This window comes from Pseudomonas sp. FG43 (genome assembly GCF_057809175.1).
The window spans coordinates 230094-252447 of the sequence record NZ_JBMDJL010000005.1 but is presented as its reverse complement, the minus strand read 5'-3'; the positions used below and the strand labels follow the sequence as shown (position 1 = coordinate 252447).

At 58.5% G+C, this 22354-nt stretch carries 20 protein-coding genes; 8 read left to right on the top strand and 12 right to left on the bottom strand.

The window, feature by feature from the left end; translation table 11 throughout:
* The first annotated feature begins 1 nt into the window (after window position 1).
* The 3 genes from ACODS3_RS08650 (at window position 2) to ACODS3_RS08640 (ending at window position 2808) form a co-directional block, all read left to right on the top strand.
* Window positions 2-415: a DUF6088 family protein gene (locus ACODS3_RS08650; protein WP_201001420.1), complete on the top strand. Its 414-nt coding sequence runs from the start codon at window positions 2-4 to the stop codon at window positions 413-415.
* Window positions 390-1460, top strand: coding sequence for a nucleotidyl transferase AbiEii/AbiGii toxin family protein (locus tag ACODS3_RS08645; RefSeq protein ID WP_489033980.1), 1071 nt, complete (start codon window positions 390-392; stop codon window positions 1458-1460). The genes ACODS3_RS08650 and ACODS3_RS08645 overlap by 26 nt, the downstream gene beginning before the upstream one ends.
* 160 nt (window positions 1461-1620) lie before the next feature.
* A complete protein-coding gene (locus ACODS3_RS08640) occupies window positions 1621-2808 on the top strand; it encodes a cyanate transporter (protein ID WP_201018343.1) in 1188 nt (395 codons plus the stop codon).
* Between the two features lie 21 nt (window positions 2809-2829).
* Here the strand turns inward: ACODS3_RS08640 and ACODS3_RS08635 are convergent, their stop codons facing one another.
* From ACODS3_RS08635 to hutC, 6 genes are all read right to left on the bottom strand, one after another.
* Entirely contained in the window at window positions 2830-3531 is a 702-nt protein-coding gene (locus ACODS3_RS08635; RefSeq protein WP_122321719.1) for an anti-sigma factor, read from the bottom strand.
* Window positions 3528-4094: a sigma-70 family RNA polymerase sigma factor gene (locus ACODS3_RS08630; RefSeq protein ID WP_122321717.1), complete on the bottom strand. Its 567-nt coding sequence runs from the start codon at window positions 4092-4094 to the stop codon at window positions 3528-3530. Before ACODS3_RS08630 ends, ACODS3_RS08635 begins: the two co-directional genes overlap by 4 nt.
* Window positions 4095-4198: 104 nt before the next feature.
* Window positions 4199-4732 (bottom strand): DUF3455 domain-containing protein, encoded by a 534-nt coding sequence (locus tag ACODS3_RS08625; protein WP_122321715.1) that lies wholly within the window; start codon window positions 4730-4732, stop codon window positions 4199-4201.
* 106 nt (window positions 4733-4838) lie between these two features.
* Window positions 4839-6014 carry a Na+/H+ antiporter NhaA gene (gene nhaA, locus ACODS3_RS08620; RefSeq protein WP_201018342.1) on the bottom strand — a complete coding sequence of 392 codons (1176 nt, stop codon included), beginning with the start codon at window positions 6012-6014 and terminating at the stop codon, window positions 4839-4841.
* Between the two features lie 34 nt (window positions 6015-6048).
* A complete protein-coding gene (locus tag ACODS3_RS08615; protein WP_304574864.1) occupies window positions 6049-6645 on the bottom strand; it encodes a HutD/Ves family protein in 597 nt (198 codons plus the stop codon).
* On the bottom strand, window positions 6642-7352 hold the full coding sequence (hutC, locus tag ACODS3_RS08610) for a histidine utilization transcriptional repressor HutC (protein WP_201001856.1): 711 nt from the start codon (window positions 7350-7352) through the stop codon (window positions 6642-6644). Before hutC ends, ACODS3_RS08615 begins: the two co-directional genes overlap by 4 nt.
* Window positions 7353-7538: 186 nt before the next feature.
* On the opposite strand from hutC, the gene ACODS3_RS08605 reads away from it, so the two are divergent.
* Entirely contained in the window at window positions 7539-8903 is a 1365-nt protein-coding gene (locus ACODS3_RS08605) for a formimidoylglutamate deiminase (protein ID WP_489033979.1), read from the top strand.
* A gap of 49 nt (window positions 8904-8952) precedes the next feature.
* Here ACODS3_RS08605 and ACODS3_RS08600 read toward each other — a convergent pair whose 3' ends face one another.
* The 6 genes from ACODS3_RS08600 to ACODS3_RS08575 form a co-directional block, all read right to left on the bottom strand.
* Window positions 8953-9522 (bottom strand): lipocalin family protein, encoded by a 570-nt coding sequence (locus tag ACODS3_RS08600; protein ID WP_489033978.1) that lies wholly within the window; start codon window positions 9520-9522, stop codon window positions 8953-8955.
* 3 nt (window positions 9523-9525) lie between these two features.
* Entirely contained in the window at window positions 9526-9780 is a 255-nt protein-coding gene (gene bamE, locus ACODS3_RS08595) for an outer membrane protein assembly factor BamE domain-containing protein (RefSeq protein ID WP_201001434.1), read from the bottom strand.
* Window positions 9781-9928: 148 nt separating this feature from the next.
* A complete protein-coding gene (locus tag ACODS3_RS08590; RefSeq protein WP_489033977.1) occupies window positions 9929-10531 on the bottom strand; it encodes a DUF924 family protein in 603 nt (200 codons plus the stop codon).
* Between the two features lie 4 nt (window positions 10532-10535).
* Complete coding sequence (locus ACODS3_RS08585) at window positions 10536-11546, bottom strand: class 1 fructose-bisphosphatase (RefSeq protein WP_201018337.1); 1011 nt, start codon at window positions 11544-11546, stop codon at window positions 10536-10538.
* A gap of 146 nt (window positions 11547-11692) precedes the next feature.
* The gene (locus ACODS3_RS08580; RefSeq protein ID WP_489033996.1) at window positions 11693-13042 is read right to left on the bottom strand and encodes a DUF3999 domain-containing protein; all 1350 of its coding nucleotides are present in this window, start codon (window positions 13040-13042) and stop codon (window positions 11693-11695) included.
* 248 nt (window positions 13043-13290) lie between these two features.
* Window positions 13291-15741: a glycogen/starch/alpha-glucan phosphorylase gene (locus tag ACODS3_RS08575; protein ID WP_201001437.1), complete on the bottom strand. Its 2451-nt coding sequence runs from the start codon at window positions 15739-15741 to the stop codon at window positions 13291-13293.
* Between the two features lie 279 nt (window positions 15742-16020).
* On the opposite strand from ACODS3_RS08575, the gene pip reads away from it, so the two are divergent.
* From pip to mdoH, 4 genes are all read left to right on the top strand, one after another.
* Window positions 16021-16992 carry a prolyl aminopeptidase gene (gene pip / locus ACODS3_RS08570; protein WP_201001438.1) on the top strand — a complete coding sequence of 324 codons (972 nt, stop codon included), beginning with the start codon at window positions 16021-16023 and terminating at the stop codon, window positions 16990-16992.
* Between the two features lie 92 nt (window positions 16993-17084).
* Window positions 17085-17522: a D-aminoacyl-tRNA deacylase gene (gene dtd / locus ACODS3_RS08565; RefSeq protein ID WP_201001439.1), complete on the top strand. Its 438-nt coding sequence runs from the start codon at window positions 17085-17087 to the stop codon at window positions 17520-17522.
* 263 nt (window positions 17523-17785) lie between these two features.
* Window positions 17786-19732 (top strand): glucan biosynthesis protein G, encoded by a 1947-nt coding sequence (locus ACODS3_RS08560; protein ID WP_489033976.1) that lies wholly within the window; start codon window positions 17786-17788, stop codon window positions 19730-19732.
* Window positions 19725-22307 (top strand): glucans biosynthesis glucosyltransferase MdoH, encoded by a 2583-nt coding sequence (gene mdoH, locus ACODS3_RS08555; protein WP_201018335.1) that lies wholly within the window; start codon window positions 19725-19727, stop codon window positions 22305-22307. The genes ACODS3_RS08560 and mdoH overlap by 8 nt, the downstream gene beginning before the upstream one ends.
* Window positions 22308-22354 lie beyond the last annotated feature (47 nt).

Here is a 22354-nt window from a genome sequence, read left to right as displayed (position 1 = left end):
TATGAAGCTTGAAGATCGCATGGGCCGCTCAATTAAGCAGCGTGAAAGCGTGGTCGTCTTGCGCTCGGACTTTACGAAAATGGGGAGTGACTCTCAGGTTGGGCGCGTGCTTGCTCGATTTGTGGAGAATGGGATTCTCATTCGTGTAAGCAAGGGGGCGTTCGCCAAGACCCGCATCAACAAGTTCACGGGCAAGCCAACCCCGGCTGGAACATTGGAAATGATCGCTGCAGAGCTTTTTCGCAAGCTCAATATTTATGTAGCGCCAAGTTCACTGGTAGAGGAGTACAACAGAGGCAAATCGACCCAGATTCCAATGGGGGCGACTGTCAACACTGGATCTAGACGCATCACGCGGAAAGTGACAGTAGGGAATAGCACCTTAAATTATGAAAAAAATTCCAGACGAGCTTAAGTCTGATATAGAGGACGCTGCGACTGCAGGAATGCTGGGAAACCTCCCTGCTGCCGTAGCCGAGAAAGACCAGCACATAACGGATGCACTGAGCGTTTTAGCCCAAATTCACATCACGCACACCGCATACCAGAAGGATCGCCTGAAGGGGGATTCAAAGCCAAAATCAGTCGCGTTGGCTACACGGTTAATCTTCGCTGGTGGTACCTGCCTTTCCAAAGCTCATGCTCTTATCGAAAGGATGTCCGAAGACATTGACATCAAGGTCATGCTGGAGGATGTACCTGAAGGCTATGCCCTGCCGAACGGATTCTCAGATCGAGCGCGTTTAGGTGAGTTACATCGAGAAGTTGAACGCCATTTGACGAAAATGGGCTTCGAGTATGTAGAGCACGACAACAAGGAAAACCCGGTATCGCGCGATAACCGACGCTACTATTGCCTGCTGGTTTCATACAGTGCGCATTTTCAGGATGTTTCAGGCGTGCTTCGTCCACAACTCAAGGTTGAGCTCATTCATCGTCCTCCGATATTGGCCGCTGAAACCCGTGAAATGGGATACATGCTTGACGAGTTTGTCCCTCGCGCAACTCCTCACCGCTTTTCCATGACCTGTATCACAGTGGCAGAGACCTTGGCTGAAAAGGTGGTGTCGTTACTGCGCCGCTGCGCTTGGAGCTGGGATGGACGTCAACGTGGCGAATTTGACACTGCGCTGGTTCGTCACGTCTATGATGTCTGGCGTATCGTCGGCAGCCAGCCTGAAGCCATTGAGCCTGCATGCGAAATCTTCGCTGCGATAGTTCAAAAGGATGCGGAGGAGTTCAAGGGGCAGCATCCGGAGTTTGACCTGGCTCCCTACGCGGTGCTTCGGCGAAGCTTGGTCTGTGCAGCCACCCACAAGGGGATCAAAGCTGACTTTGACGATCGTCTAAAGCCATTGCTGTATGCCACTGACAAGCCGGATTTTGAAACTTGCTACGCCACTTTTGCTTCCGTCGCGGAACGATTCCTGAATCATGGCAGCATGGGGGAGGCCCCGTAAGTCATTGTGCTTTCTGATTTGCTGGACGGTGAGCAGATCGATAAAGGCAGTTACTTCCCTCCACCAACCTAATTTCTCAATACATCCCCCCAGATTTTAATTTGTCCCATGCACAGGCTGCGCGGCCTAATCGTGTCTTTAGGGATGGCAAGGTCGTGTGATGGAAAACATTCGTGCTTCAACCACTCACGCTTTCTGGTTGATGTCCAGTGTCGTGCTGGTGGCGTTGAATCTTCGGCCCGGCATGGCGGCCATCGGGCCGCTTCTGTCGGCTATTCGGGGTGATATTCCCCTCAGTTTCAGCCTGGCCTCGCTGTTGACCATGTTGCCGGTGATGGCGATGGGACTCGGGATGTTTTTCGGGATGAGGCTGGCTCAGTCATTGGGCGAGCATCGGGCAATCGGGTTGTCGCTGCTAGTGATTGGTATCGCCAGTGCGTCCCGGCTGTCCATCGATGGCGCGTTGGAGTTGATCGTGAGTGCAGTCCTCTCTGGACTGGGGATCGCGATGATTCAGGCGTTGATGCCGGCCTTGATCAAGACCCGTTTCAAGGACAACGTGTCCCTGTTCATGGGCCTGTATGTCACCTCGATCATGGGCGGTGCTGCACTGGCGGCGTCGTTCTCGCCCTTCGTGCTCAAGCAGAGCGGTAGCTGGAAGGTTTCGTTGGCGATATGGGGTGTGCTCGCGTTGCTGGCGCTGGTCCTGTGGACGTTTCAACGCTCGGCGATTCCGGTCGTCGAAGCCGCTCCCAAAGGCAAAAGTGACTCGTTTTTCGGCAATCCACGCGCCTGGTTGTTGGCCGTGTTCTTCGGCCTTGGCACGGCTTCCTACACCTGTGTGCTGGCCTGGCTTGCGCCTTATTACGTGGAAAGAGGCTGGAGCGAGCAGGACGCCGGGCTGGTGCTGGGCTTTTTGACAGCGATGGAAGTGCTGGCCGGTCTGGCGGTGCCTGCGATGGTCAATCAGACTCGGGACAAACGTTGGGCGCTGGCTGCCTTGTTGCTGCTGATCATTGCCGGTTTCAGCGGCCTTATTCTGTCCTTTGAACACTTGACCATGCTGTGGCCTTGTCTGCTGGGACTGGGGATCGGCGGTCTGTTCCCGATGAGTTTGATCATCTCCATGGACCATATCGATAACCCGGCCCGTGCCGGAAGCCTGACCGCCTTTGTGCAAGGCATCGGCTATCTGATAGCTGGCCTGTCTCCTCTGCTGGCTGGCGTCATCCGTGACCAGTCGGGGAGTTTCGAGGGGGCGTGGTGGACGTTGACAGCGGTGATGGTGGTGATGATCGGGATTGTGTTGCGGTTCAATCCTCGCCAGTACAAGGAACGCATCCGTTGAAGGTGGGGCCGGTGCAGCAGGTTAAATCACCTTCACCGCCCGCCCGATAAACTGTATCGGTCCGGTCGGTTTACCAACAGGCGAGCCCGTGGACTTCTCCAGTGTCAGCTCGAACAACTGGTTATGTTGCAGCGGTGGCAATTTATCGAGCGGTATATGCAGGGTCTGGCCCGGTTTTACCAAGCCGAGTGATACCGGTCCTTGCCAGTCGTCAGCCTTGGTCCAGAACTCCAGGGCCTTGTCCGCAGGGACCTGGGTTTCGCCCAGTGGAATGAGCTGGATTTCCTGCGAGTTGCTGGCCTGGACGACCCAGCCAGGCGCCTTGTCCTGTGGGGCGACGAGTACGACCAGGTAGGACGGTGCCTGCGATGGCTGTATGAAAAGCATCGTGCCCAGCACCAGCGATGCGGCCAGTCCGGCCCCGGCCAGCCCGCGCCAGATCGAAAGGCTGTCCCACCAGCGTGTACGTTGCGGTTCGGTTCTGTTGGCGGAGAGCTCGGTGATGCTGCGTTCGATACGGCTCCAGAGTCCCGGCGCGGGCGTCACAGGTTCGGCCATTGCCGTCAGCGGCAGCAGGCGTTCCTCCCAGGCATCGACTGCGGCCTGCAAATCGGGCTCATGTGCCAGCCGGTTCTGGATGTCGATTCTTTGCTGGGCAGACAAGGTGCCGAGCACGTACTCGCCGGCCAGCTCATTGATGTTTTCATTTGTAGGCCGAGTCATCCCATACACTCCCGCAAAGCCGTAAGGCTGCGCTTGATCCAGGCTTTGACCGTACCCAAGGGCGCGCCGATTTTCTGCGCGATTTCCTGATGCGAATAGCCGTCCACGTAAGCGTGAAAAACACAGTTGCGTCGCACCGGTTCAAGCTGTTCCAGGCAGAACTGAATCCGTCCCGGATTGACGCGCCAGTCAAAGGCATCGCCGGTTTCCTGCCAGCCTTCAAGGGTGGCAGCTTCGTGGTGGTCCTCGCTGCCATCGTCTTCCAGGCGTACTTCCCGGGCATGGTTGCGCAGGCGATTGAGCGCCAGATGACGGGTCACGCTGAAAATCCAGCCGCGTGCCGAACCTCTTGCCTGATCGAAGCTTGCCGCATGGGTCCAGATCTTGAGGAATGCATCATGCACGATGTCTTGCGCCAGTGCGTTGTCACGCACGAGCCGCACGACGACGCCGAGCAGCCGGGCGCTTTCCTGTTGATAGAGACGCTGCAATGCCTGGCGCTCACCGCGGGCGCAGGCATGCAGCGTGGCTTCGTAGTCAAAGAGAGATTCGTGTGAAGACACGTCGATCCGCCATCAATGGATGATTGCTGCCTCGTTGACATCACAAGGCTCCCGCGTAGCAGCATAGACTACTGACTGCGCGGCACCCCATTGAATGGCTTTGATCACTTGCTGGCCCAGAAGATGTAGTCAGCCTGGTACTTGACCACTTCCTTCGCGCCCTTGTTGCTGGCCGAGCAGGCAGTGGCTGGTGCAACGCCGCCTTTCAGTGCCACGCGCTGGATGTAGGCCGTACCGGTCAGGGCACCCTTGCCTTCAGCCGGATTGGCCTTGACCAGTTGGTAAGGCAGGTTGCCCGCGCTGGAAGGTGCAACGGCCACTTGAGTGCCGGTCAGCTTGGAGCCGTCTTTGGATTCCCAGGTAGCCGGTGGGCCGTAGTAAGTGCCGACCTGTTTGCCGCTGCGATCATTGAGGACAGCTTTGGGGCCGACGAATACCCATTCGGTTTCGGTAGCAGAGTTGGCCTTGGCGCGGCATTCGTAAGTGATCTCGCCCACGCCGGTGGTTTCCAGAGTGATCTTGTGACCGTCCGGGACCCGTACGCTTTCGGGTAGGGAGGTCTGAGCCATGGCAACAGAAGTCAGGCAAGTGAGAGCCAGGGTACTACCTGCAAGGCAGAGCAAACGTTTTGCGTTCATGCAGAAAATCTCCAGATTGTTTAACCGCGCTCAGCAACTCGAAGTGGCTGCTGTATGTACTACCCGCGAGAAAACAATCTGGATGCAGTGATTTGAAAATATTTTTTCAGGGCCGACTGAAACGGCTGCGCAACAGCAGCACACCTGCAATCGCCGCAAACCCCGAACCCATGAGAACGCCGATTTTTACCTCGTCCACCAGATGCACTGCGCCGGGGAAAGCGAGGTTGCCGATGAACAGGCTCATGGTGAAACCGATGCCGCAAAGCAGCGCCACGCCATAGAGCTGCACCCAGTTGCTGCCTTGTGGCAGAACCGCAAGCCCGGCTCGGATCGCAAGCGCCGCAGCCAGGAAAACACCGATCTGCTTGCCGACGAACAGCCCCAGCGCAACCCCGAGCGGTACAGGGTCCAGCAGGTTTTCTGCAGAAATGCCTGAAAGTGAAACCCCCGCATTGGCGAATCCGAACACCGGCACGATGGCGAACGCGACCCAGTAATGCAGCTTTTCTTCAAGAAACAGCAGTGGCGAGCGCGCTTCTTCCTCTGGTTTGCCCAAGGGAATGCACAGCGCCAGCGCAACACCTGCCAGCGTGGCATGCACGCCCGATTGCAGCACGAAGAACCACAGCAGCGCGCCCAGTATCAGGTACGGCAACAAGCGCCGCACCTTCAGGCGGTTCATCGCAACCAGCACTGCCAGGGTCACGAAGGACGCCAGCAGCATGGGCAGATTCAGGCCCGAGCTGTAGAAGAAGGCGATGATGGTCACGGCCCCCAGATCGTCGAGAATCGCCAGCGCTGCCAGGAACACTTTCAGGGACACAGGCACCCGGTTGCCCAGTAATGACAAAACCCCGAGTGCGAAAGCAATGTCGGTTGCCGCGGGGATCGCCCAGCCGCTGATGGTCTGCGGGTTGCCCCAGTTGATCGCTATATAGATCAACGCCGGGACCAGCATGCCGCCTGCCGCTGCAAAACCGGGCAGGGCGCGTTGTTCCCACGTGGCGAGGCCGCCGGCGAGTACTTCGCGTTTGATTTCCAGGCCGACCATCAGAAAGAAGATCGCCATGAGCCCGTCGTTGATCCATAGCTCGACGGAAAGCCCCAGCCAGACGCTATGCAGAATGGCGAAGTAGCCGGGAGCCAGAGGTGAGTTGGCAACGATCAGTGCAGCCAGCGCCGCGCCCATCAGGACAATGCCGCCTGCCGATTCCGATGACAGGAAGCTGGCCAGAATGGCAACGGCTCTAGGTGTTTCCTTTGGAGGGAATTGGGTCATGCTCGTCCTTGAAACAGGATCTTGATTTGGCGGGTCAAGCGCGCAAGGCGCTCAACTCGATGAGGCAGCAGCGGCTGGCGCTGGGTGCTTGCAACTCGATTTCCAGCAGGCCGCCTGGGTTGTCCACTTGCAGGCAGTCGTTTCTGCCAAGGATTTCCCAGGGGTCTTCATTCACGCTGACGCCGATCTGCTCGGCAACGCTGAACAGCAAAAAGGTGCTGGCGCAACTGAATATTCGTTGTGGCTGGCGTACGTCGATCCAGTGCAGGCGAGCGCTGTAACGCTGTGGAGCATAGATCAGGTTGAAATCACGAATAGGGCCGTCGAGCAGGGCGCAACTGACCTGGCTGTCACCGCTGAAGGCCAGCGGGTCGGTTGGCAGCAAGGGGCGGCTGGTGACACCGTCTATATCCAGCGTCATGCCGGCGCCCTGAATCACCGAGATGATTCGCTGATAACCGGCAAACACCGAAAAGTCGCCAGACGTTTCGATATCGGCAATCGACAGGCGCCAGCCGAAGCCTTCCAGATCCTGCCCGCCATCGCGAGCAATTTCTTCGGTGCTGCCGCCGCCGTTTTTCCAGGGCATGCGAGGGTAATCGATGGCGCGCAGGGTTCTGGTCCGGGTCATTTGGTGAAGCGTCCTTCCAGGCGATGGCGGGAGCCGGGGTGAATCAGGCGAGCGGCGGTAACCGGCTGACGTCCTGACCATGTCCGACGGCGAATCAGCAGGCATGGCTCGCCTGCATCGATTTGCAGCAACTGGCACTCGTCGGCGTCGGCCAGTATCGCTTCGACCACATGCTCGCCCTCGGTCAGCGGCGCGACTTGCGACAGATAGGCGTAAGGCGTCTGCCGGGTAAAGTCCTGCTTGAGGTAGTCCGGTGCCACCTGTGCATTGACGAAGCGGTCTTCGATCTGCACCGGGATATCGTTTTCAAAGTGTACGATCAGCGAGTGAAACACCTTCTGGCCTTCGCGCATGTCCAGTGCCAGAGCCCGCTCGGAGCCGGCGGATTCTTCCTTGAGAATGATGACCTTGCAGGAGTGCCTGTGGCCTCGCGTGGCGATCTCGTCAGCGATGTTGTTGACTTCAAACAGTGCCGACTGGCTTTTGGGTTCAGCGACGAAAGTACCGACGCCCTGCATGCGCACCAGCAGGCCTTCGGCGGTCAGCTCGCGCAAGGCCCGGTTGATGGTCATGCGGCTGAAACCCAGTTGGGTCACCAGTTCGCTTTCCGATGGCACGCGATGATGCGGCGGCCAGGTGCCGTTCTGGATTTGCAGGGCAATCATCTGTTTGACGCGGGCATAAAGCGGTGCCGGACTTTCGCCCATCTGGGATGCCAAGGTGGAAGAGGCGGGTGGAGTCGGCACGTGCGGGTCCTTGTTCTGGGTGGTTCAGCTATGAAATAGCGCCCAAGCTAACCATTAACCTACGGTACGGCAAGCGTGCGAAGGTTTACCGGGCATCAGAACGTCTGTATATGTATATACAAATTACAGTGATGAGGTTTGAAGTCAATGCCAGCCTTCTTTGCCGAGCGCGCATTACTACCCGGTGGTTGGGCCGATAATGTCCGTCTGGAGGTCAGTTCCGATGGTTTGTTGAGTTCGGTGCAGGCCAATGCTGACCGGCAGGGCGCCGAGTCTGTCAGCGGCCCGTTGCTGCCTGGCATGCCGAATCTGCACTCCCATGCCTTCCAGCGGGCGATGGCCGGGCTGGCGGAGGTGGCGGGCAACCCCAGCGACAGTTTCTGGACCTGGCGCGACCTCATGTATCGTCTTGTCGGGCAGATCAGTGCGCCGCAGGTGGGTGTCATCGCCCGACAGCTCTATATCGAAATGCTCAAGGGCGGTTACACCTCGGTTGCAGAGTTTCACTACGTCCATCAGGACACCAATGGCAAGCCTTATGCCGACCCTGCCGAACTGGCCTTGCAGATCAGCCAGGCCGCCACTTCAGCGGGCATCGGCCTGACCCTGCTGCCGGTGCTCTACAGCCATTCCGGGTTTGGTGGGCAAGCGCCGAACGAAGGGCAACGCCGGTTTATCCACAGCACCGACAGCTATCTTGATTTGCAGGACCGCCTCAAGCCGGTCATTGCCAGTCAGGCGTCCCAGAGCCTTGGTCTTTGCTTTCACTCGTTGCGCGCCGTTACTGCGCAACAGATCAGCGACGTGTTGGCAGCCAGCGACCGGCAGTGTCCGGTACATATCCATATCGCCGAGCAACAAAAGGAAGTCGATGACTGCCTGAGCTGGAGTGGCCGACGCCCGTTGCAATGGTTGTATGAAAACGTAGCCGTGGATTCGCGTTGGTGTCTGGTGCATGCGACCCATGCCGAACCGGATGAAGTCAGCCTCATGGCGAAAAGTGGCAGCGTGGCGGGTTTGTGCCTGACAACCGAAGCCAACCTGGGCGATGGCATCTTTCCCGCAGTGGATTACATCGCTCAGGGCGGACGCTGGGGCATTGGCTCGGACAGCCATGTTTCGCTCAGTGTGGTCGAAGAACTCCGCTGGCTGGAATATGGCCAGCGCCTGCGAGACCAGCGCCGCAACCGGCTCTATCGCAGCGATCAGCCGATGGTGGGCCGGACCCTGTTCGATGCAGCACTGGCGGGCGGCGCACAGGCCTTGGGGCAGAAGATCGGCAAGCTTGAAGCCGGGCAGCGCGCAGACTGGCTAGTGCTGGATGGCTCAGACCCGTATCTGGCAACCGCATCCGGCGATACGATCCTCAACCGCTGGCTGTTTGCGGGCGCTGATCGTCAGGTTCGCGATGTAATGGTCAATGGCCGCTGGGTGGTGCGCGAAGGGCGGCATGCGGGAGAGGAAGAAAGCAGCCGGGCGTTTGCGCAGGTGCTTCGAGAGTTGCTGGGGTAGGAGTGAATTTATTCACGAAGGGGTCTCGAGACCCCTCCATGGATGCAGATCACTTGCCGATCTTTGAATCACTCTCCCGCCAGATCAACCGGCTGGTGTCATACCCCTGCTGGCGCGCCTTGCTCAGCATCTCCTGCTTGACCGACTCCGTCACGGTGGGTGTGCGGGACAGCAGCCACAGGTACTTGCGATCAGGGTTGCCGACCACGGCGGTCTTGTAGTCGTCACCGATGGCCAATACCCAATAATCGCCCTTGGCCAGGCCCGGCAGCAGTCGCGAGAACCAGTTGTCGAAAACCACCCACAGTTTGTCGGTCTTGCCCGGTACTTGTGGCGAAGCGGTGCCTGTCGCTTCCTGCCATTCTCCTTTGGCCGTGCGGCAGCGGTTGGTCACGGCGATATTGCCGTCAGGCTTGAGTGTGTAATGGGCTTCGGACTGTGCGCAGTTGCGCTGGAAGAACATCGGCAGCCGTGCCAGCTCATACCAGGTGCCCTGATAGCGGTTGAGATCAACGCTGTCGACGGTTTTTGGATCGAGATTGTCAGCCGAATGGGCGAAGCCGATGGCCAGGAAGCTGGCCATGACGAGAATGCCAAAGCGTAGAAGTAGCTTGATCATGGGTTATTTCAGACCTTGGCCCGAGAATATGAGTACTTTGTCACCAGCGTACTGCACGCTGATAAAGGTTTTCTGGTCGCCCCATGTGCAACTGGACATTCCCAGTGCGCCCGAGCATTCAGTCGGGCTGCCCAGCAGATTTTCGACCTGCGCCTTGGGCATGCCAGCGGAAAGTTTTGAGTAGTTTTCCTGAGTGATTTTGCTGCAGGCAGCCAGCAGCACGCAAAACGACAGTAACGCGAGAGAGCGCAAAGACATGGATGAAGCTCCTGAACGCAAGGGGGCTGCGTCGCAGCAACAGGCTCTCTGACCCAATGCTGGCGCAATGCCGAAAGCTTAGAAGAGAAAACCGCGATCTGGTTCCCTTGGGGCAGGATGTTCGATGTGTGGAGCTTCGCGAAAGCTCTTAAAACCTTGAGCCGGGCTCTTGGAGAAACTCGATCTCTTCATCGGTCGAAGCTCGGCCGAGAATTTCGTTGCGATGGGGAAAGCGACCGAATCGGGCGATGACTTTCTGGTGACGCTCAGCGTAATCCAGGCTGTGATTGAAATAATCGCGATCTGTGGCAGGGAGCAGCGGTAGTAGTTTGCTGAAGCAGGCGATGGCCTGGTCCTGCACATCCAGGTTTTCGCTGTGTTCCAGCACCAGATAGATGAAGGTGCGCTCCAGCGGTTCCAGATGCTGGTCCCGGCCCAGTTTCAGGCCGTGTTGCACCAGTGCCTGGGCGCGTTGATCGCCAGCGAATGCCTTGGGCGTATCGCGATGGATCATGCGCGGCAGTTGATCGAGCAGCAGGACCAGTGCCAGCCAGCCCTTGGGGTTTTCTGCCCATTCCTTGAGGCCGCCCGACAAGGCCTGCTCGACCAGAACACCGAAGCGCTTGCGGGCTTCGGTGTCATTGTCCGGATTCTTGCCGAACCAGAGCGATTCCCTGGCTTTCACCGCTTCGCTGGCTGACTCGGCAGAACCGAACCACCATTGCAGCAGAGGCAGCCAGGGAGCGGACATGGTCTTATTCCTTGTGGTACGCCGTGGCGCGCTCGACTTCTTCTCTGGAACCCAGGAAAACGGCTACACGCTGGTGCAGGCCTTCAGGCTGGATGTCGAGGATGCGCTGATGGCCGTCGGTGGATGCACCGCCTGCCTGCTCGACCAGGAAGGACATCGGGTTCGCTTCGTACATCAGGCGCAGTTTGCCCGGCTTGGAAGGCTCACGGCTGTCGCGTGGGTACATGAACAGGCCGCCACGGGTCAGGATGCGGTGTACGTCTGCGACCATCGCCGCGACCCAGCGCATGTTGTAGTTCTTTTTCAGCGGGCCTTCTTCGCCAGCCAGCAATTCGTCGACGTAGCGTTGTACCGGCGCTTCCCAGTGACGCTGGTTGGACATGTTGATCGCGAACTCCTGAGTGGACTCCGGGATCTTGATGTCTTCGTGGGTCAGCACGAAGCTGCCCATTTCGCGGTCCAGGGTGAAGCCTTTGACGCCATTGCCCAGGGTCAGGATCAGCATGGTCTGTGGACCATAGATGGCATAACCGGCGGCTACCTGCTCGGTGCCCGGTTGCAGGAAGGCCTTTTCGTTCAGGGCTTCGTTCTGGCTCAGGTATTCGTTAGGGCAACGCAGTACCGAGAAGATAGTGCCGACCGGGGCGTTGATATCGATGTTGGAAGAGCCGTCCAGCGGGTCGAATACCAGCAGGTAGGCGCCTTTCGGGTATTTGCCCGGAATCTGGTAGGCATTGTCCATTTCTTCGGACGCCATGCCGGCCAGGTGACCGCCCCATTCGTTGGCTTCAAGCAGGATTTCGTTGGAGATCACGTCGAGCTTTTTCTGCACTTCACCCTGTACGTTTTCGGTGCCCATGCTGCCCAGTACGCCACCCAGCGCGCCTTTGGAGACGGCATGGCTGATTTCCTTGCATGCTCGCGCCACTACTTCGATCAGGAAGCGCAGATCGGCAGGAGTATTGTTGCTGCGGGTCTGCTCAATCAAAAAGCGACTCAGTGTAACGCGGGACATGGATAGCTCCGAAAATGGGGGATGAAAAAACCCGCGCAGTTTAACGCGAGTGGCGACGTAATACTGCTATCAGACTGGCTTATGGGTAATTGAGTTCATACGCCAGCTCAGCGTAGCTGCAAAACCGGGGTTAAAGCTGCGATGTGTCAATGTTTTGAGGCGCGCAGAGAACTGATGGCTATCCAGCCCAGACACAGCGTACCCAGTACCAGCACAGCCCACAGACCGAGGCGTTTGAGGTCGATGCTCTCGGCAACTGGCGGCACAGGAACGGCTGCGTTGGCTGCAGGTGCAGTCGCCAGCCTGACCTTGCCCAGGGCTGCCAGTCTTTGCGGATTGAAGTCGGGAATCAGTGCCGTCACTGGCAGGCCTGTAGCCGGAGCCGATGCATTACCGACGGCGAGGGTGAACGGCCCGTTGCCCACAGGCTGGAACACCACCTGGATTGCAGGAACGGCAACGCTCAATCTGGGCGCTTCTGCTCCCAGTCCGCCGCCGCGATCATCGACGACCAGTTTCAGTTGCCGGACCTTGTGTCCCGTGAGTTGCAACTGGTCCTGAACGATCTCTCCATTGTTCTGAGTCAGTCGGTACAGCAAGCCATTGCTGATGACCTGCCATTCCTGCCCTGCATCGAGTCGTCCATAAAGCGTGCCGGGTGCCAGGCTGTTGTCTTGGGTGATATCAACTTTCACCCGCTCCACTGGCAGGTCGGTCGGCAACTGCCAGATATATTCATTGGGTTGTTCAACGACACCGCTGATCAATGGCGACCAGGTCAATGTCGCCGGAGCGTTCTCGGGGCTGGCGCTCAGCAGGTACGCAGAAACCAGAGTGGGTGCGCTTTGTGGCGAGCGCCACAGCAGGCGCAGATAACGGGCGTTCTGGCCGGGCAGGCCGACTTCTCGCTGCTCGGCCATTTCATCGGAAAACGTCAGCCGCGCCACTTGTCCTTCGCCCCAGGCCTGCCAGTTCTGCAGATCATCGCTGGCTTCGATGCTGAAGTGCTGGAAGCCCTCGCGTTCGGCGCTCCAGTCGATCAGCAACTGTTCAAGAGGCGCCTTGACCGTGGTTGCATCCAGCAGCCAGCCGCGCAGTATTTCTTCACCCGCTTCGATGTCGCTCTGTGGCTGGACATCGATGATTGCACCGTCGCTCGACCGTTCGCTGCGAATGATCGGTACGGCATCGCCCGCCTCGGCGGTGGTGTACAGCGGGAACCAGTTCACAGGCGTCAACGCTGGATCTTCTTCACGTGGCGCTTGTTTGCGGACCAGAGCATAGGCTTGAGCCTGGCCGGCGGCATCGAATACTCGCAGATCGTTCAGATTGCCCTGAAGCGCATTCAATTGCAGTGCGAGAGGTAATTCGATGCGATACAGCGGGCCTTGGCCGATCAGGGTCAAGGGCGTCTTGCTGGTGAAATCCGCCGGTTTTTCCAAAGCATTGACGGTCATCGCCGCACACAGGGCTGCGCCGAGCACAGCGATTTTGATGACGAGCGGACGACTCACGAACGTGTTCCTCACGGTTGGGTAGGCTCTATGTCAGAGTCTGAGCCTGTTTCCGCGCCGATTTTTGATCGGAATGTTTCCGCGGTAGTGTGTGAAATATCCCACCACCGATAGCGATATGCCAATACCTGTGAGTAAAAGGAAGTGAGTCAGGGGCAAAAGTTGCGTAGGAGCGAATTCATTCGCGACTGAAGTCGCTCCTACGGGGGTTATGGGCGGTCTTGGTCCGGTCAGTCCAGCGCTTTCCAGATTTCGCCTGCGTACTCACGGATGGTGCGGTCTGACGAGAACCAGCCCATGCGCGCGGTATTGAGGACTGCCGAACGCCACCATTGCTTGGAGTCGTGCCAGCGTTCTTCGACCTTGGCCTGGGCGGCCCAGTACGAGTCGAAGTCGGCACAGACCAGGAAGCGGTCGTACGCCAGCAACTGATCGATCAAGCCCGCATAGCGGTTCGGATCGTCCGGCGAGAACACGCCGCCGCGAATCGCTTGCAGCACATCATTGAGGCGACCGGATGCGGCCACATCGGCGTAGGCACTGAAATCGCCGGTCTGTTTGCGGGCTCCGACCTGCTGCGATGTCATGCCGAAAATGAACATATGCTCAAGGCCGACCTGCTCACTCATTTCCACGTTGGCGCCGTCCAGCGTGCCAATGGTCAGGGCGCCGTTGAGGCCGAACTTCATGTTACTGGTACCCGAGGCCTCCAGGCCGGCAGTGGATATCTGCTCGGAAAGGTCGGCTGCCGGGATGATGCTTTCGGCCAGACTGACATTGTAGTTGGGCATGAACACCACTTTGAGCAGGCCACGCACGGTCGGGTCGTTGTTGACGGTACGGGCGATGTCGTTGGTGAGCTTGATGATCAGTTTGGCCGAGTGATAGCTGGCTGCTGCCTTACCGGCGAATATCTTCACCCGAGGCACCCAGTCCGTGCCGGGTTCGGCGCGAATGGCCTGATACAACGCGACGGTGTGGAACAGGTTGAGCAACTGGCGCTTGTACTCGTGGATACGCTTGACCTGCACATCGAACATCGCAGCCGGATTGACCACGATCCCGAGGCGTTCATGGATGATGGCTGCCAGTGCGCGCTTGCTGTGCAGGCGCTGGTCTGCCATCTGTTTGCGGAACGAGCTTTTTTCCGCGAACGGCTCCAGTTCGATCAGGCGTGTCTCGGCATTGTCGAGTACATCCTCGCCCAGAGCTTCGACCAGCATTTCGGTCAGCTTCGGGTTGGCCTGGTACAGCCAGCGGCGGAAGGTAATGCCGTTGGTTTTGTTGTTGATCCGTTCCGGGTAAATCTTGTGCAGCTCGGCGAACACGGTCTTGCGCATCAGTTGGGTATGCAGCGCAGAAACACCGTTTACGCTGTGGGAGCCCAGGAACGCAAGGTTGCCCATGCGTACCCGGCGACCATTGTCTTCCTCGATCAGTGACACGGCCCGCAAGACGTCGAAATCATGAACGCCTTTGGCGCGCAGGGTGTCGATGTGCTGAGCGTTGATCAGATAGATGATCTGCATGTGGCGCGGCAACATGCGCTCCATCAGGCCCACCGACCAGGTTTCCAGTGCCTCGGGCAACAGGGTGTGGTTGGTGTAGCTCAGCGTGCCGACCGTGATTTTCCATGCTGCATCCCAGGCGATACCGTGGGTGTCGATCAGCAGGCGCATCAGCTCGGCCACGGCAATCGACGGGTGGGTATCGTTCATCTGGATGGCGGCGTGTTCCGGCAGATCCGTCAGGGTTGCATGCATGTTCAGATGGCGACGCAGCAGGTCCTGCAGCGACGCCGATACAAAGAAGTACTCCTGACGCAGGCGCAGTTCCTGGCCCGCCTCCGTTGCATCGTTGGGGTAGAGCACGCGGGAAATACTTTCGGCCCGCACTACTTCGGCAACCGCACCGAAGTGGTCGCCTGCGTTGAAGCGCTCCAGATGCAGATCTTCCACTGCCCGCGCACGCCACAGACGCAAGGTGTTGACGCTGGCGCCACGCCAGCCCACAACGGGGGTGTCATAGGCAATGGCGCGCACGGTTTCAGCCGGACGCCATACCTGCCGCGCTTCACCCGACTCATTGAGTACGGTTTCCACGCTGCCGCTGAAGCCGATGGAGTAGACCACCTCGGGGCGCTCGAACTCCCATGGGTTGCCGAAGTCCAGCCAGTTCTCCGTTTGCTCCTGCTGCCAGCCGTCGACGATCGCCTGACGGAACAGGCCGTGCTCGTAACGAATGCCATAGCCATGACCGGCGATGCCCAGTGTCGACATGCTTTCCATGAAGCAGGCTGCCAGACGACCCAGGCCACCATTGCCCAAGGCTGCATCCGGTTCCAGCAGGCGTATGCGTTCGATATCCACGCCCAGTTCGGTCATCGCCTCGCGAGCGATTTCCAGCAGCCCGAGGTTACTCAGGCTGTCGTACAGAAGCCGACCGATCAGGAATTCAAGGGACAGGTAGTAAACGCGCTTCTGGACCTTGCGATAAATCTGCCGCGTATGGTCCATCCAGTGCTCGACCATATGGTCGCGAGCAGCCAGTGCTACAGCTTCAAACCAGTCATGCTCAAACGCATGGTCAGGGTCCTTGCCCACTGCATAGGTGAGTTTGGCAAGAACAGCGGCGCGAAAAGCGGCCACATCAGCGTCACGAACAAGTGGTTCCTGAGACATCGGTACGACCTCAAGTAGTCAGACGAGTGAAAAGTGGGTTCTTTGACTGTAGGCGTGTCGTCAGTTATTTCCTGAAAAAATTTTAAATAACCAGGCAGAACGCAAACGTTTCGACCCGGTCGCAAGGCGCTGGTTCGCGAACCTGTGCAATTGGCAAAACGCTTGCATTGATCGTTCCAGCCTGATCTTGAATGTGCAGCATGCTCATTCATCGTTTCGGGTTTATGATGCCCAACGGCAGAATAATAGACGCCTCTGAACTGGACTTATGGAGCATGTATGCAGACTTTGTACCCGCAGATCAAACCCTACGCCCGGCACGATCTGGCCGTGGAACAGCCGCATGTGCTCTATGTCGATGAAAGCGGCTCTCCAGAAGGCTTGCCAGTTGTGTTCATTCACGGCGGGCCGGGTGCGGGATGCGATGCTCAAAGTCGCTGCTATTTCGATCCGAACCTGTACCGCATCATCACTTTCGATCAGCGCGGCTGCGGTCGTTCGACTCCGCATGCCAGCCTTGAGAGCAACACCACCTGGCATCTGGTAGAAGACCTGGAACGCATTCGCGAACATCTGGGGATCGATAAATGGGTGCTGTTCGGCGGCTCGTGGGGCTCGACCCTGGCGCTGGCCTACGCCCAGACGCATCCCGAGCGTGTACATGCCTTGATACTGCGCGGTGTTTTCCTGTGCCGTGCGCAGGAAATCGAGTGGTTCTATCAGTCCGGCGCCAGCCGCCTGTTCCCTGATTACTGGCAGGATTACGTGGCGCCGATTCCGCTGGATGAACGCGATAACCTGCTGGCGGCCTTTCACAAGCGCCTGACCGGTGCCGATCAGATCGCCCAGATGCATGCCGCCAAGGCGTGGTCCACCTGGGAAGGCCGCACCGCGACCTTGCGGCCCAACCCGCAGGTCGTCGACCGCTTCTCCGAGCCGCAACGTGCCTTGTCCATTGCGCGCATCGAATGTCATTACTTCACCAACAATGCCTTCCTGGAAGAAAACCAGCTGATACGCGATATGCCCAAGATCGCGCATCTGCCTGGCATCATCGTTCATGGCCGCTACGATGTAATTTGCCCGCTGGATAACGCTTGGGAGCTGCATCAGGCGTGGCCCAACAGTGAGTTGCAGGTCATTCGTGATGCCGGGCATGCGGCGTCCGAGCCAGGCATTACCGACGCGCTGGTACGTGCGGCTTCGCAGATCGCCCGCCGCTTGCTGGACCTGCCGCCAGAAGAGGCATAACCCCTGTAGGAGCGGATTCATCCGCGAAGAGGCCTCTGCTTTCTTCTCGACTGAAGTCGCTCCAACACAGCCTGAATAACGGATTCTTATTGATGAAAGGCTTGTTGCAGCGCGTGCAAAGTGCGCGTGTGGAAGTAGCTGGGGAAGTTGTGGGGGCTGTCGATCAAGGACTTTTGGTCCTTGTGGGTGTAGAGCCTCAAGACACACAGGCCAGTGCCGATAAGTTGCTGCATAAGCTGCTCAACTATCGAGTGTTCAGTGATGATGAAGGCAAGATGAACCTTTCATTGCGTGATGTAGGCGGCGGATTGTTGCTGGTTTCGCAGTTCACTCTGGCGGCGGATACCAAAAGCGGCATGCGCCCGAGCTTTTCAAAGGCCGCCTCACCGGCATTGGGTGCCGAGTTGTTCGACTATTTATTGTCACAGGCCAGGATCGCGCATCCGGTGGTTGCTGCGGGCCAATTTGGTGCGGACATGCAGGTTCATTTAGTGAATGATGGCCCTGTGACATTTTTGCTTGATACCTGACAAGATGAATTCTCTGCCTGCCCCGGATTTATTAGTCCTGCGCGTGAGAAATTCTTTGTCATAACTGATGCGTTGTGACGCGAGCTACTGGATAATCGCGCGCTACGGGGACCGACGAGAGTTGGTCCACTGCGTATTCAGAAGCGGGTTCTGACATTGATTGGGGAATCATTAAGCCCATTCGGAGTCGGAACAATGCTCGCCAACCCGGCATCTGATAGCTGGCCGTTGGTTTTTTCATCTGTTTTCGGCGAGGGTTGCTCGTGATTGTTAGTCCCTGTGATGCTCCAAAGACACCTGTCAAGCGGTTGCGTAGTGCGCTTTTGGCAAGCTCGGCTCTTGTCTGCCTGTTGGGTTCAGGCCAGCTATGGGCGTTCAATCTTGATGATGTAGCGGTAAAGGCCAAAGAAATGGCCGGGCAGAAGTTCGAGGCTCCCAAGAGCAATCTGCCCACCGAGTTGCGCGACATGAAGTTCGCGGACTACCAGAAAATCCGCTTCCGTGAAGACAAGGCTGAGTGGGCGACCGACAAGACCCCGTTCAAGCTGTCGTTCTATCACCAGGGCATGCACTTCGACACACCAGTCAAGATCAATGAAGTCACGGCCACAACCGTCGAAGAGATCAAGTACGACGCGAGCCGTTTCGATTTCGGCGACAGCAAGGTCGACCCGAAGGCCACCGAAAAACTTGGCTATGCGGGCTTCCGCGTTCTGTATCCGATCAACAAGGATGACAAGCAGGACGAAATCATGACCATGCTGGGCGCGAGCTACTTCCGCGTTATCGGCAAGGGTCAGGTCTATGGTCTGTCCGCTCGCGGTATGGCAATCGATACCGCCTTGCCGTCCGGCGAAGAGTTTCCGCGTTTCAAAGAGTTCTGGATCGAGAAGCCAGGCCCGGATGACAACCATCTGGTGATCTTTGCCCTGCTCGATTCGCCTCGCGCCACCGGTGCTTACCAGTTGACCCTGCGTCCTGGCACCAACACGCTGGTCGACGTCAAATCGCGCATGTTCCTGCGTGAAAACGTCACCAAGCTGGGTGTTGCTCCGCTGACCAGCATGTTCCTGTTCGGTGCCAACCAGCCGTCGCGTGTGCCTAACTATCGTCGTGAACTGCACGACTCCAGCGGCCTGTCGATCCAGGCAGCCAATGGCGAGTGGGTATGGCGTCCGCTGAACAACCCGAAACACCTGTCCGTCAGCAGCTTCTCGGTCGAGAACCCGCGTGGCTTCGGGCTGTTGCAACGTGGCCGTGATTTCAGCCAGTACGAAGACCTCGACGACCGCTATGACAAGCGTCCAAGCGCCTGGATCGAGCCGAAAGGCGACTGGGGCAAGGGCACCGTCGATCTGGTGGAGATCCCGACTGCCGACGAAACCAACGACAACATCGTTGCGTTCTGGAAGCCTGACACCCTGGCCGCGCCGGGTGAGCCGATGGAGTTCAACTACCGTCTGCACTGGACCATGCAGGAAAACGCCATTCACTCGCCTGATCTGGGTTGGGTCAAGCAGACCCAGCGCTCCATCGGTGACGTAAGGCAGTCCAACCTGGTTCGTCAGCCGGACGGCAGCCTGGCATTCCTGGTCGACTTCGTCGGTCCGGTGCTGGCCGCATTGCCTGAAGACAAGACCATCCGCAGCCAGGTGACCACCGATGACAACGTCGAACTGGTCGAGAACAACCTGCGCTACAACCCGGTTACCAAGGGCTATCGCCTGACTCTGCGTGTGAAGGTCAAGGACCGTAACAAGCCGACCGAGATGCGTGCCTACCTGTTGCGTGAAATTCCTGCCGAGCCGGGCAAGGAACCTGCGCTGCTTGTTGCTGACAAAGAAGACAAGAAGCCAGCGTCCAAGGAAGCTGCAAAACCTGCAGCCGCCAAGGAAGTTGCCAAGGCTGACGCCGCCGTAGCCAAGGCCGATGCGACCAAGACTGGTGATGCCAAGCCTGAAGTCGCCAAAGCCGATGCAGCCAGGACTGACGCCGCCAAGGCTGATCCAGCCAAGAAAGCCGATGCACCCAAGGCTGATGCAGCAAAAGCTGACAAGGCTGACGTAGCGAAAGCCGACGTGGCCAAAGATGCTGAAGGTAAAGAGATCAAGCAGCCTGAAGCCGAGGCCGCACCCACCCATCCGGAGCCGGCCAAGACGTTGCAAGTCATGACCGAGACCTGGAGCTACCAGTTGCCAAGCGATGAGTAATTCTCTACCCGTGCCAGAGTCTCTGAACGAGTACCTGGCACACCTGCCGATGAGTGACGAGCAGCGGGCAGAACTTGCCAGCTGCAAGTCGTTCGCTGAATTGCACGAACGTCTTTCCGCGCAGCCGGTAAGCGATAAGGCCGAGGTCGCCCAGGCGTCCGTCGGCCGTCGCCTGACGCTGTCCACGGCTGAAGAATTGCAGGACGCCGAGCTTCTCGACGTCGATGCCAGCGGTCGCATTCGTCTGAAGGCTACGCCACCGATCCGCCGGACCAAGGTTGTTCCAGAGCCATGGCGCACCAACATTCTGGTGCGTGGCTGGCGGCGTCTGACCGGCAAGACCAACCCGCCCAAGCCCGATCACAGCGATTTGCCCCGTGATCTGCCCAAGGCGCGCTGGCGTACGGTCGGCTCGATTCGTCGTTACATTCTGTTGCTGTTGATGCTTGGTCAGACCATCGTGGCTGGCTGGTACATGAAAGGCATACTGCCGTATCAGGGCTGGTCGCTGGTTTCGCTGGACGAAATCACTCGCCAGACCTTTGTGCAGACGGCGTGGCAGGTACTGCCTTACGCCTTGCAGACCAGCATTCTGTTGCTGTTCGGTATTCTGTTCTGCTGGGTTTCGGCCGGTTTCTGGACGGCGCTGATGGGCTTTCTCGAATTGCTCACGGGCCGCGACAAGTACCGCATCTCTGGTGCCAGCGCCGGTAACGAGCCGATCGAAGCCGGTGCGCGTACCGCACTGGTCATGCCGATCTGCAACGAAGACGTGCCACGGGTATTTGCCGGTCTGCGTGCGACGTTCGAGTCGGTTGCCGCAACGGGCGATCTGGACCGTTTCGATTTCTTCGTGCTCAGCGATACCAACGATACCGACATCGCGGTGGCCGAGCAGCAAGCCTGGCTAGACGTGTGTCGCGAAACCGGTGGTTTCGGCAAGATCTTCTATCGTCGTCGTCGCCGTCGCGTAAAACGCAAGAGCGGCAACCTCGATGACTTCTGCCGTCGCTGGGGTGGCGATTACCGCTACATGGTCGTACTCGATGCCGACAGCGTGATGAGCGGTGAATGCCTGACCAGTCTGGTACGCCTGATGGAGGCCACCCCGGACGCAGGTATCATCCAGACTGCGCCACGTGCCTCGGGTATGGACACGCTGTATGCGCGCATGCAGCAGTTCGCGACCCGCGTCTATGGTCCGCTGTTCACTGCCGGTCTGCACTTCTGGCAACTGGGTGAATCCCATTACTGGGGTCACAACGCGATCATCCGCATGAAACCCTTCATCGAGCACTGCGCCCTGGCGCCGTTGCCGGGCAAGGGGGCATTCGCCGGTGCGATTCTTTCCCACGACTTCGTCGAGGCTGCGCTCATGCGTCGTGCCGGCTGGGGCGTATGGATTGCCTACGATCTGCCGGGCAGTTACGAAGAGTTGCCGCCCAACCTGCTGGACGAACTCAAGCGTGACCGCCGCTGGTGCCACGGCAACCTGATGAACTTCAGGCTGTTCCTGGTCAAGGGCATGCACCCGGTTCACCGTGCAGTGTTCCTGACAGGCGTGATGTCGTATCTATCGGCGCCGTTATGGTTCTTCTTCCTGGTGTTGTCCACGGCCTTGCTGGCAGTGAACACCCTGATGGAGCCGACCTACTTCCTTGAACCGCGTCAGCTGTATCCGCTGTGGCCACAATGGCACCCGGAAAAAGCCGTCGCATTGTTCTCGACCACCATTGTCCTGTTGTTCCTGCCCAAACTGCTCAGCGTCATTCTGATCTGGGCCAAGGGCGCCAAGGCATTTGGCGGCAAGTTCAAGGTCACGGTTTCGATGCTGCTGGAAATGCTGTTCTCGGTGCTGCTGGCTCCGGTGCGCATGCTGTTCCATACCCGTTTCGTGCTGGCTGCTTTCCTGGGCTGGGCGGCGACCTGGAATTCTCCGCAGCGTGACGACGATTCCACGCCATGGATCGAGGCGGTCAAGCGCCATGGTCCGCAGACCTTGCTGGGTGCCTGCTGGGCCTTGCTGGTGGCCTGGTTGAACCCAAGCTTCCTGTGGTGGCTTGCGCCGATTGTGGTTTCCCTGATGCTGTCGATTCCGGTATCGGTGATTTCCAGCCGTACCAAGCTGGGTCTCAAGGCGCGTGACGAGAGCTTCTTCCTGATTCCGGAAGAGTACGACACGCCTCAGGAGCTGATTTCTACCGATCAGTACACCCACGAGAACCGTTGGCATGCGTTGAAGGACGGCTTCATTCGTGCCGTGGTCGATCCTCAGCAGAACGCCCTGGCGTGTGCGCTGGCGACTTCCCGTCACCGTCTGGCCCAGCCTGTCGAGACGGTTCGTCATGAGCGCGTCGAGCATGCACTCAAGGTCGGTCCCGAGAAGCTCAGCAACCATGAGCGTCTGATGCTGCTGAGCGACCCTGTCGCCCTGGGGCGTCTGCACGATCAGGTCTGGAATGCAGGCCACCCTGAGTGGCTGGCTGCGTGGCGTGCTTCCATCGAAGCCGATCCCCATGCACCTCTGCTGCCGCTTCAGCCGGTCAAGCAGGATGCGGAGCCAGTGTTGGCGTAAAGCTGCACTGTCCTTTCGCGAATGAATTCGCTCCTACGGTGTTGTAA

Bases quoted from the DNA above. Each gene is read 5' to 3' on its own strand.
- ACODS3_RS08635 (WP_122321719.1), bottom strand. From the start codon at position 3,531: ATGACTCGGCCTACAAATGAAAACATCAATGAGCTGGCCGGCGAGTAC.
- ACODS3_RS08605 (WP_489033979.1), top strand. From the start codon at position 7,539: ATGCCAGCCTTCTTTGCCGAGCGCGCATTACTACCCGGTGGTTGGGCC.
- mdoH (WP_201018335.1), top strand. From the start codon at position 19,725: ATGAGTAATTCTCTACCCGTGCCAGAGTCTCTGAACGAGTACCTGGCA.
- ACODS3_RS08585 (WP_201018337.1), bottom strand. From the start codon at position 11,546: ATGTCCCGCGTTACACTGAGTCGCTTTTTGATTGAGCAGACCCGCAGC.
- pip (WP_201001438.1), top strand. From the start codon at position 16,021: ATGCAGACTTTGTACCCGCAGATCAAACCCTACGCCCGGCACGATCTG.
- ACODS3_RS08575 (WP_201001437.1), bottom strand. From the start codon at position 15,741: ATGTCTCAGGAACCACTTGTTCGTGACGCTGATGTGGCCGCTTTTCGC.
- ACODS3_RS08590 (WP_489033977.1), bottom strand. From the start codon at position 10,531: ATGTCCGCTCCCTGGCTGCCTCTGCTGCAATGGTGGTTCGGTTCTGCC.
- ACODS3_RS08625 (WP_122321715.1), bottom strand. From the start codon at position 4,732: ATGAACGCAAAACGTTTGCTCTGCCTTGCAGGTAGTACCCTGGCTCTC.
- bamE (WP_201001434.1), bottom strand. From the start codon at position 9,780: ATGTCTTTGCGCTCTCTCGCGTTACTGTCGTTTTGCGTGCTGCTGGCT.
- ACODS3_RS08650 (WP_201001420.1), top strand. From the start codon at position 2: ATGAAGCTTGAAGATCGCATGGGCCGCTCAATTAAGCAGCGTGAAAGC.
- ACODS3_RS08640 (WP_201018343.1), top strand. From the start codon at position 1,621: ATGGAAAACATTCGTGCTTCAACCACTCACGCTTTCTGGTTGATGTCC.
- nhaA (WP_201018342.1), bottom strand. From the start codon at position 6,014: ATGACCCAATTCCCTCCAAAGGAAACACCTAGAGCCGTTGCCATTCTG.
- hutC (WP_201001856.1), bottom strand. From the start codon at position 7,352: ATGGGCGAAAGTCCGGCACCGCTTTATGCCCGCGTCAAACAGATGATT.
- ACODS3_RS08600 (WP_489033978.1), bottom strand. From the start codon at position 9,522: ATGATCAAGCTACTTCTACGCTTTGGCATTCTCGTCATGGCCAGCTTC.
- ACODS3_RS08645 (WP_489033980.1), top strand. From the start codon at position 390: ATGAAAAAAATTCCAGACGAGCTTAAGTCTGATATAGAGGACGCTGCG.
- dtd (WP_201001439.1), top strand. From the start codon at position 17,085: ATGAAAGGCTTGTTGCAGCGCGTGCAAAGTGCGCGTGTGGAAGTAGCT.
- ACODS3_RS08615 (WP_304574864.1), bottom strand. From the start codon at position 6,645: ATGACCCGGACCAGAACCCTGCGCGCCATCGATTACCCTCGCATGCCC.